The 10301-nt window shown below is 50.1% G+C and carries 11 protein-coding genes and 1 rRNA gene; 2 read left to right on the top strand and 10 right to left on the bottom strand.

Annotated features, from left to right (window positions below; genetic code table 11):
* Both T504_RS0111480 and T504_RS0111485 read right to left on the bottom strand, forming a co-directional pair.
* Window positions 1–94, bottom strand: a 16S ribosomal RNA gene (locus T504_RS0111480); the annotation flags it as partial.
* 380 nt (window positions 95–474) lie between these two features.
* Window positions 475–912: a metal-dependent hydrolase gene (locus T504_RS0111485; protein WP_033171225.1), complete on the bottom strand. Its 438-nt coding sequence runs from the start codon at window positions 910–912 to the stop codon at window positions 475–477.
* 143 nt (window positions 913–1055) lie between these two features.
* Here T504_RS0111485 and T504_RS0111490 point away from each other — a divergent pair, with 143 nt between their 5' ends.
* Entirely contained in the window at window positions 1056–2153 is a 1098-nt protein-coding gene (locus T504_RS0111490; protein ID WP_033171226.1) for a hypothetical protein, read from the top strand.
* Between the two features lie 114 nt (window positions 2154–2267).
* Window positions 2268–2738, top strand: a complete 471-nt coding sequence (locus T504_RS0111495; protein ID WP_033171227.1) for a PTS sugar transporter subunit IIA — start codon at window positions 2268–2270, stop codon at window positions 2736–2738.
* 49 nt (window positions 2739–2787) lie between these two features.
* Here the strand turns inward: T504_RS0111495 and T504_RS0111500 are convergent, their stop codons facing one another.
* From T504_RS0111500 to T504_RS0111535, 8 genes are all read right to left on the bottom strand, one after another.
* On the bottom strand, window positions 2788–3324 hold the full coding sequence (locus tag T504_RS0111500) for a CYTH domain-containing protein (protein ID WP_197018716.1): 537 nt from the start codon (window positions 3322–3324) through the stop codon (window positions 2788–2790).
* A gap of 12 nt (window positions 3325–3336) precedes the next feature.
* Complete coding sequence (locus tag T504_RS0111505; RefSeq protein WP_231473912.1) at window positions 3337–4644, bottom strand: ABC transporter substrate-binding protein; 1308 nt, start codon at window positions 4642–4644, stop codon at window positions 3337–3339.
* Complete coding sequence (locus tag T504_RS0111510; RefSeq protein WP_033171228.1) at window positions 4644–5315, bottom strand: response regulator transcription factor; 672 nt, start codon at window positions 5313–5315, stop codon at window positions 4644–4646. The genes T504_RS0111505 and T504_RS0111510 overlap by 1 nt, the downstream gene beginning before the upstream one ends.
* Entirely contained in the window at window positions 5312–6637 is a 1326-nt protein-coding gene (locus T504_RS0111515; protein ID WP_033171229.1) for a sensor histidine kinase, read from the bottom strand. Before T504_RS0111515 ends, T504_RS0111510 begins: the two co-directional genes overlap by 4 nt.
* On the bottom strand, window positions 6637–7608 hold the full coding sequence (locus tag T504_RS0111520; RefSeq protein WP_072022743.1) for a sugar ABC transporter substrate-binding protein: 972 nt from the start codon (window positions 7606–7608) through the stop codon (window positions 6637–6639). Before T504_RS0111520 ends, T504_RS0111515 begins: the two co-directional genes overlap by 1 nt.
* A gap of 122 nt (window positions 7609–7730) precedes the next feature.
* A complete protein-coding gene (gene manZ, locus T504_RS0111525) occupies window positions 7731–8555 on the bottom strand; it encodes a PTS mannose transporter subunit IID (RefSeq protein ID WP_033171230.1) in 825 nt (274 codons plus the stop codon).
* Between the two features lie 15 nt (window positions 8556–8570).
* Window positions 8571–9374: a PTS mannose/fructose/sorbose transporter subunit IIC gene (locus T504_RS0111530; RefSeq protein ID WP_033171231.1), complete on the bottom strand. Its 804-nt coding sequence runs from the start codon at window positions 9372–9374 to the stop codon at window positions 8571–8573.
* 94 nt (window positions 9375–9468) lie between these two features.
* Entirely contained in the window at window positions 9469–9960 is a 492-nt protein-coding gene (locus T504_RS0111535; protein WP_033171232.1) for a PTS sugar transporter subunit IIB, read from the bottom strand.
* Between the last annotated feature and the right edge of the window lie 341 nt (window positions 9961–10301).

A 10301-nucleotide genomic window follows, 5' to 3' on the forward strand; every position in this document is an offset into this window, starting at 1 on the left:
TCTCAAAAGCAAGCTTTCAATCACCTCGTTCGACTTGCATGTGTTAAGCACGCCGCCAGCGTTCGTCCTGAGCCAGGATCAAACTCTCCAATAAATTATATTGAAGAACTCAATCAAGCTCTCAATTATCTTTAAAAGAAATTGCCGATTGCTATGTTGTTCATACCAATCGATGTTTATTTATGAAACCGAAGTTTCATCTTAACATCTGGCTTAAATCATGTTGCATGATTTCATTTTACATTGTTTAGTTTTCAGAGAACAATCTCTGTCGCTCATTTCAGCGACTCATTTATTGTATCGCATCGATTTGTTTTTGTCAAGAACTTTTTTAAATTCTTATTTAAAACTTTTCGAAAGAACTTTGTTTCAATCCCTTGCCAATCAAGGCTTGGCGATTGTTTTTGTTCTGCCGTATCTCTCAGCGACTTGTATTATGATACACGGGTTTTGACGATATGTCAACACCTTTTTTCAAATTTCTTTTAACAAGTAACAAAAGATCACAACCACCAGGGAAAACAAATACTCTGTTATCGATCCAACCTTAAACAGCTTGATGCCGATTTTCTGCCACGGCGTAAGGAACGGCACCTTACCACAGACCGCATCTTCTATTATATGTAGTAAAGCCCCCACACAGAGAAAGATACCGATCATTCCCATATCATAGAAAGAATCCATGCCACTCTTCATCATCCGCAGCTGCAGTCCCAGCAAAAGGACATACAGCATCGGCCAATGCGACCAGCCGCGATGGCGCGAACGCCAACTCCAATAATTGCTGCCAGGATTTCCTTCTATTTTGTCCGGCAGCACAGCGCCGGCCATGCTGTATAGCGCTGCCAAAGGATTTTCTGTTACCGCATAAACGATTACGCCAGTTATGATTTCATGATTGACCCACTTCATAGCTTTCCTCAATTAACGAACAGTTATTCTTGTTGATATTTTAGCATATATGTTCGTCGATTAACAGTTCTTTTCTATTTTTTTGCTCCCATTTGCACCTTATAGTATAATAGGGATGATTCTAATTAGGAGATAATATACTTATGGATGATTATACTTGGAACCGCCGGCTGCGCCAAAGACGCCGCCGCCAGCGTCGTCACCTTTTTTTCTTTATTCTATTGATCGCCTCCTTGGTTGGCATGACCGTCTGGTATGCATTCTTTTATACGCGAACACCAGAATACGCCTTGAAACAATTGTCAGCTGCCATCGAAGACCGGAATACGGACGCCTTTAAAAAATATGTAAATATGGATGTTTTATCCTCCCGCGCTTACGACGACCTCACGGTTGATTTGTTTGCCTATGATTCCACGCTGACGCCAAACAGCAAGGTCATGTTTGAAAAATTCTACATTATGATAAAGCCTCAGCTTTCCATGGGATTGGAAAACGCCGCCCTTACACGGATTGAATCAGGGGCTTGGAGTTTGCCCGACGGTACCGATATCTTAAAAGGGCGCCAGCTTGGTATTGACTTTGAGCGCTTCATTGAGCGCAGCCAGCTGCGCAATACCACCCTTGTCAGCATCGGCAACATTGAACACGACGGCAGCACGGCTACCGCAGAACTCAATATCATCGAAGACTACACCCAAACCCCATTTAAACTCCAGCTTGTCATGGAACAATCGGAAGATGGACATTGGCAGGTTTCCTATATCAAAAATTACCGGGAATACCTCGATTTGATCGCGCCCCTGCAAAATCGTGACATCGCCAGCTATATCGACAATACCCAGGGCATCGTCGACGAATACAATGGCATCTTTGACGAGTACCAGAGCCGATTCCGTCAGCTGACAACTACACAGAATGGCAATCTATCTGCCGCCCAGCGCAAGAAAATCGCCGCCCTGCTGGAAAACGAGGTCATTCCTGCGCTGAAAAAACGACAGCAAAAACTAGACGAAGTCGAGATTCCTGCTGGAGCCCAGTATCTTGCCCGCCAGCGCCAGCATTCTACCGAAACTACCATCAAGGCATGGCAGCACTTCATCAAGGGATGCCGCGATAACAGCCAGGCAGAATTCTCCACGGCCGAAACCCTGCACAAGCAGGAACTGGCCATCGACCTCCGCGTTCAAGATATCATCCGTCATACGGCCATCAGTAAAAACATCCCGAATCTCCCCTAAAAAATATTTTATATTACAAGTTGACAAGTGATTCTTGAAAAATCCGCGGTCTATTAGTACAATGTAGGTAAAAGAAGCATTTTTTCTAACATTGTAAGAAGGCAGGTAAGCACTATGACTACGCAACAACAGAACCTTATCGCGCCCATTTCTGGCAAGGTAATCGATCTTGCTAATGTACCTGACCCGGTTTTTTCCGAAAAGCTAACGGGAGATGGAGTGGCTGTCTTAAATGACAGTGACACGGTGTTATCTCCCTGCGACGGGGAGATTTCCCTGTTCTTCGACACGAAGCACGCCTTTGCGGTCACCCGCTCGGACGGCGTGCAGATTCTGGTCCACATCGGCCTCGACACCGTCATCATGAACGGCGAAGGAATCACCCAGTTGCACCACCGTGGCGACTACGTAAAAGCTGGGGAACCGATCCTAAAACTCGATCTGCCCTTGTTGCAGCAGCGGAAAATCAATCTGATTTCGCCAATACTTATCGTCAACTACGATACGGTACGCAATCTAACGCCTGCGGATTCCGATGAAATGGTAACCGCAGGAACCGACGTCATTCTGACTTACGAAAAATAACCATGTAAAAAGGGCTTCCACCATAGGAAGCCCTTTTTACATGGTTATTTCATTTATCGGTTTTATGGAGCCGCGTTGTCTCCCAATATTCTCCCATCGACTGCCCCGGAAGTTCGGTTACATCCTCAACCAGATAATCCCCTAGACCATAATCGGCGGGAATAAAGCTTTTGGCTGCCTCCTCACTGGCAAATTCTACCTCCGCATACCAGAATTCCGTCGGCAGGCCAGCATCCACGTGATTGACCTCTAACGAAAGTCCGCCCGATAGTTCATAGGTCCGCCGCACTTTTTCGATAAGCGGCTCACCGATAAGATCTTCAAGCTCGCGAAATTTTTCCACGGGAATGGAAAGCTCCACCTCTTTGCGCGAAAGACGCCCCTTCGATTTAAAACAGAGAATGAATTCATCCTGCAAGGGCTTTTGCGCACGATTTGACCGCGTTGTTTCCTCTTCGCGGATGCGGACGGTCGGCCGTACGGATACATATCCCTGACGCATCTTCTGCTCAAAAGCGAGTCTTCCCTCCGGCATCTCCGGCCACCCCGTTACCATCCACTTGCGCTCGATTTCGATAGGTGCCATAAAAATCCTCCTTTACTGCTGCAAATAGGCATTGATTTCCTTTTGCAATTTATTGAGGGCATTGTTAAACGGCACGATGCCCGCAATGATTTTCTGTATCTCTGTATCCGCCATGAGCATGGCCTCATCATAGCCTTTAAACTTTGGCCGCATGACGGCTTTGTCCATGACTTCACTTACCACCCGTAAGTCCATTTCCTCGCAGCCGGGTGCATTGGCGGCAAACAGCTCCTGGGATTCCTTGGATTCCACCACATCGCGGCGCGCCGGCAGTCCCTGGGTCTTGGTCAACATCATCTGCTGAATCTCCGGGCGATAGCAAATATCCTTTAGCAGCTGCCAAGCCAGTTCCTTATGTCTTGAGTTGGCACTTACCCCCACCAGCATCGTCTGCAGATTAGAGACATTATCGCCCGATGGCCCTGCTGGCAGCTTGATGCAGTCCCACTCGAAGGAACTATATTTCTTGATGCGCCAGGGATAGGGTTTATAGGTGCGGTACTCGGCAAAAGTGAACGGACGGAAGGCCACGCGCCCCATATCGAAATCCTTGGCTGTGACTTCACGGCCTCGCTGTGCATCATGAAGTTTTATCATGAACTGCAGGGCCTCTTCCACACGATGATTGGCAAAGTAGGAGGCTCGCCCATCCTCCCGGAACAACGTCACGCCATTGGTAACCGCCGCCAGTTTCCAATCATAGTCATAGACTCCGAACTGGTCCAATACACCATCACCATCTTTATCCTTGGTCACACGGCGGCAGATTTCCAAAAACTCCTGCCAAGTCCAGTCGTTCTTGGGAATTGCAATCCCTTCCCGAGCTAGCAGCGTCTTGTTCACAAACATCAAAGTCGGCACACTGGCCACGGGCAGCCCATAAACACGCTCATCATAACGGCCATAATTAAGCGCCGCCGGATAATATGCCGACCAGGAAAAATCCCTATCTTGGTTGCCGTAGTTCGTCAAATCCTGCAAGGCGCCCATCGAGGCATACATGTTGAAATCTTCGCTGGGAACAATGAACACATCGGGAGCTTCACCCGCCAGCATTTTTTCCGCAAGCCATTCCGAATAATCTTCCTTCTTTACTCCACTGGTATACCTTACCCGAACCCCTGGATGTTCCTGCTCAAAGGTTTTGATGACCTCATCAATTACGGCATAAGAATCCCCATCCGGAACGCCCCAATTGCTGCCGGCAAAGACGCCAACCTCCAGTACCTCCGGCTCCTGCTTCTGATAGATCAAAACGCTGGCAATCAGAACTACCGCCAGCATGACCAGCATGAGCTGACGCTTAATATCCCCTCGCATCAGCAATCCACCTCAGCCGCTGCCAAGCCTGTCTGTACCGCCCAAATCGCCAGCTGCGTGCGATCGCGCAGATTCAATTTGGACAGTGCATTGGACAAGCCATTGCGCACCGTTCCCTCCGACAGGCTGAGCCGTTCGGCAATTTCCTTGTTCGACAGTCCATGTCCCACCAGATGCGCAATATTGCGCTCGGTGCGCGTGAGACTTTCCCCACCGATGGGCTCAGCCTCTACCGCCAGATTATTCTGCGCCATTTGGTTAAAGAGTTTTACCACCTTGGCCACTACGCCAGGGTTAATCATGGCCCCACCGCTGACTACCGTGCGAATGGCATTGGTAAGGTCCGGCACCGATACGCCTTTCAACAGATAGCCACTGGCACCAAATTTCAACGCATTGAAAACATATTCATCGTCATCAAAGGTCGTCAGAATCACGATTTTGACCTGCGGATAGAGTTCCTTGACGAGTTTTGTTGCCTTGACGCCATCGATTTCCGGCATGCGGACATCCATCAAAATGACATCCGGCTGACGTTCCTTTAGCATTTCCATCAGCTGTCGCCCATTTTCGGCCAGACCGATGACTTTCATGTCCACATTCTGATCCAGAACAATTTTGAGACTCTCCCGGATGAGATCCTGATCATCGGCAATCATCACATTTATCATTTGTCATCCTCCTGTTTGTTTCCGGCGGGAATCGTCGCTTCTAACGTAAAGCCATTGTCACTCCAATACCGCAGCCGCCCATGAAGAAGCCCCAGCCGTTCCTTCATATGACGCAGGCCAAAGCCCGGATCGACCTCACTGCAGCCGATGCCATTATCCGCAATGATAATGTAATTGCGCCCCGGCTCTGTCCCAATGGTAACGATTGCCTCGGTGGCATGTCCATGCTGGTTGGCATTGGTTATGCCCTCCTGCACCACGCGATAGATGACCTCTTCCTCATCCTCGCGCAAATTGTCCGGCCAGCCCAGAGCAACGACCTTGATTTTCATATTAGAGGATTCAGCAAACTCAGCCACCATGCGGGCAATCGCATGACGAAGCGGCAGCTTCTCCAAATCATCCGGCCGCAGCTTTTTGACCGAGCGCCGTACATCGATAATCCCGCGCCGCGCCGTCTCGCGAATTTTCGACAGCTGTTTTTTGGCCGCCTCTGGCGCGGCATCGACCAAAATGATACAGGCATCGAGCCCGGCTGCAATACCGGTCAGCGCATGCCCAAGAGTATCGTGAATCTCGCGGGCCAGACGATTGCGCTCGCGGGTTTCTGCCATGCGCTCCGCTTCAATCGCATAGGCGCGCAGGCGTTTATTGGCATCACCGAGCTGCTTGTTCAGGCTGGCAATGCGCTCTTTTTCCTGATGCTTACTCTGCACGAGCAGTACCAAATACAAGACGAACAGGATGATATTTACTGACACGAAGCCATTTTTTACCGCCACGAGAATGGCCTGCACCGAAGATTTGTAATAGGAAACGTAGGCATCAAACGGAGCAACGTGGCCTTGGAAAACGGCCATATTGTAGTTGGCGATGAAATACAGGCCAAACATAGCCCCCACCAAAAGCCAGCTCTGGTTTTTTCCCTGATACCGATGCATAAGATCCGCTACCACCAGCAACACCACACCGTCATAGGCAAGGTTCAAACTGCGCATCAATAGCAGGCAGGCAGAAATCTCGGCGAGAAACACCAAGTAACGCATCATATCGGTCAAGGTATCCCGCCGGTAAAGATGCCCAAGTCCCACCAGGACCAGAAACGCCCCCATCGAAAGGGCAAAACACTCTCCCGCCGGCATGGGCACGATTGGCAAGGTTTCCAAAAAGGATCTTGCCGACATGCTTTTGATGACCTTTTCCTGGGTGATGCTCATAAACCCCGCCATGAGAAAGACCACGATACCATTGTAGAGGCTAAGCAAGCGATAAAGGCTGGCAATCCGCGCCCGTTCCTTGGCAACTTCCAGATCTATTTTCATCAATTCCAGCCCTCCTTGCCACCAGTAAGCAGAATGTCACGGGTTAAGAGCTGCGTCGGCAGCTGAATGACGCGTGGAACACTTTCGCCGGCCAGGAGCCGATACGCCTGCTCCGCCGCTTGTTTGCCGATTTGCCGCGGCGACTGTTCCGCCGTCGCAGTCATGTGCCCCTGCAAAATCATTTCCTTTGTCTCGGGGACGCCATCGACCCCGTAGACCTTTACTGTACCGATGCGATTGGCATTCTGCAGCGCTGCCAGCGCACCCATGGCAGCAGGATCGTTTAACGCCATGACAATGGATACCTGCGGATGACGAGCTAGTATCCGTTCCATCGCCGGCATCGCATTCTCCAGCTGACCGAGACATTCCTCCTCATCGACGATGGTAAAGGCGGGATAATTCGCTATGGTATCGCGGAATCCCTGAATGCGGTCAACCGAAGAATGGGCCTCGGTGTGTTTCAGCAGCGCTATCTGTCCACCGGAATTATTCGCGATGACATGCTGTGCACATTGAACCCCTGCCATATAGTTGTCCGACATAACCGTACATGCCACGTATTTCTCATCCTGCACACTGGTATCGATGGCAATGACCGGTACATGGGCAGCATACGCTTCTTCCAGCGCCGGCTCAATCCGCTGCCAATCGACGGGATTGATGAAAATGACCTCGACTCCTTCGGCAATCAGCTCTTTGATTTCTTCCCGCTGACGATCCACCGACAGCGCTGGATCACGGGAAATCAAAATATCGCCATGGTTCTCGACGACCGTGCGAATTTCCTCATCGACGACTTCATAAAAGGGATTGTTCAAAGTCATATAAACTGCCCCCATTTTCCGCCGCTGCTCGTTCTGCCGCACGGACAAGTCCCCCTGAGACATGTGCAGCAGGCTGAGCAGCAACAGCCCTACACTCATCGCTCCCACCAGCGCCCAGAAATACTTTTCCCGCAGGTCCATCATACTCCGCCTTTCTCGTTCATTTGCTTCCAATTATATCACAAATAACGCACACAAAAAGAGCTTCGTCCAAAAACGAAGCTCTTTCTGTTGGGATTGTATTACATAATGGAATACGTGATGATTTATGCAAAGAGGCCAATGGCATAGCCCACAATGCCGAGAGCGAAGAGGCCGAGAATGATGACGAGCGGATTGACGCCTTTTTTGAGGAGCCACATGCAGGCAAACGTCATCAACATCGGTACGATGCCAGGCATCAGCGAATCGAGCAAGCTCTGAACCGTCGTGACCACCTGTTCTCCCTGACTGTTCGTATAGGAAGACAATACCATCGGCATATTGACGGTCGTCCATTTGGCTACGAGAGCACCCATGACGAGCAGACCGAGTACGGAGGAACCTTCCGTGAGGTAACGCATGCGATTGCCGCCCACCTCATTGACGAGTTCCGTACCTTTATCATAGCCATACATTACACCATACCAGTTGGTAAGGAGACGAATGACGTTAAAGGCTACGAAGAAAATCAGCGGGCCAACGATGCTGCCCGTCAGTGCGATACCAGCACCGAGAGCGGCCAGGACCGGGCGAAGCGTACCCCAGAAAATCGGGTCGCCGACACCGGCCAGTGGGCCGATAAGACCAACCTTGACGCCGGAGAGGGTGTCCTCACCGATTTCCGCGCCATTGGCTTTCTTCTCCTCCATCGCCGCGATGATACCCATAATCGGCGTTGCCAGGAACGGCTGCGTGTTGAAGAATTCGAGATGACGTTTGAGCGAGCGTTTATACTCCTCCGGATCATCTTTGTAAAGTTTCTTGAGTGCCGGAATAAGCGACACACAGAAGCCAATTGCCTGCATACGCTCGAAGTTGAAGGAGCCGAGCAGGAAGTTCGAACGGATAAAAATCGATACGAGATCGCTTTTGCTAAGTTTCTTTTCCATGACAGTTCCTCCCCCTTACATCAGTTCCGAATCATCGATGTCGTCAAGACCATCACCACTGCCCGTGCTGCCAGCAGCTGCTGCGTTGAGCTCACGCTGGAGGCCACGGATGTGGAAGTAAGCACAGATGAGGCCGATAGCACCAAAACCGATGAGGTTGACGTTCGTGAATACGGCAATGAGGAAACCGAGGAAGAAATACGGCATGAGCGATTTGGCATTCATCATGTTGATGACCATCGCATAACCTACTACGACGATGAAGCCGCCAGAAACCTGCAGGCCGCGCGTGATGACTTCCGGAATGGATGCGAGCATAGCGTTGACCGTGTCCGTACCAGCAACGGCAGCGACGATGGCAGCCGGAACGGCTACGCGGATACCCTGAAGCAGCAGACCGCCGATGTGGCACATCTCGATGCCGAAAGCATTGCCTTCGAGGGCAAATTTATCCGCCAAATGCTGGAAAAATACGGTAATCGTACGAACGAAAATCGTGAGGACCTGACCAGCAGCAGCCAGTGGTACAGCCAGGGCGATACCAGCACCGATGCTCTGATGTCCAACGATGACGAGGATTGCGGAAACGACCGATGCCAAAGCTGCATCCGGTGCCATTGCCGCACCGACGTTCATCCAGCCCAGAGCCAGCATCTCCAGCGTACCGCCAAGAATAATACCGGTAGTAATATCACCAAGAACGAGACCAACCAACGTGCAGGCAACGAGCGGACGGTGGAACTGGCACTCATCCAATACGCTTCCCATGCCGGCTACCGCTGCGACAACAATCAGTAAAATAAACTGTATGGTAGTCATAACGTATAAACACCCCTATCTTTTCTTTTGCTTCCCCCAACCGGTCCAATTCCCAATCGACCAGTTCTTTTACTTGATGAATGATTGCTTTGGGTTAAACCATGCCTTTGGCCTTGAGCGCTTCCATCAGGTTGCCCTTCGGCTCATTGGCCAGTTTGCGGATCTCCACTTCGATGCCCATATCCTGCAGTTCGAGCAGTGCTTTGACATCATCCGGATTGACCGCAACCGCACTAGAGATCAGCGTGTCGCCATCCTTGTACGTCATGCCGCCAAGATTGACGGATTTGAACGGAATACCGCCCTTCACGGCGCGGACTACATCCGCCGGTTTCGTGAACAGGAACAGCGTCTTGAATGCGTCGTATTTCGGATTTTTGTAAGCTTCACAAGCTTTTTCAACCGGTACGACGTAAGCTTTGATACCCGGAGGAGCTACCTGCAGCAGGAGCTTCTTGCGCATCTCATCTTTGGCAACTTCGTCGCTGCAGCACATGATGCGGTTGCAGCCCGTTACCTTCGTCCAGACCGTAGCAACCTGACCATGAATCAGTCGGTCGTCGATTCGGCAAAATGCGATTTCCATATGTCATTCCCCTTTCGGAAAACCTGCTGTTGTTATCAAAATTCCCTATCGTAGCAACAGCGTTAAACTTATAATTTTTCTGACAGTAATTATAATAATAGAAAACACGGTCAAAGTCAGCTGAACTCTGTCACTACTTTCAATTGTTCCATATGACATTTGTCATAAAATCCCGTTTTCCTCAACAAATTACAGTTTATCGGTTAGCGGAGCCTTATTCGAAGCAGCTCTTCGCCACCGCTAGGGGCAGTGCCAACACTACGCGGGAGATGTTTTTCTAAACGAAATTTTTATCTTTAATTAAGCATCGAAAAAGTTGCAAAACGCGCTTCGCTTGAACG

This window comes from Selenomonas sp. ND2010 (assembly GCF_000702005.1).
GTDB lineage: Bacteria > Bacillota > Negativicutes > Selenomonadales > Selenomonadaceae > Selenomonas_A.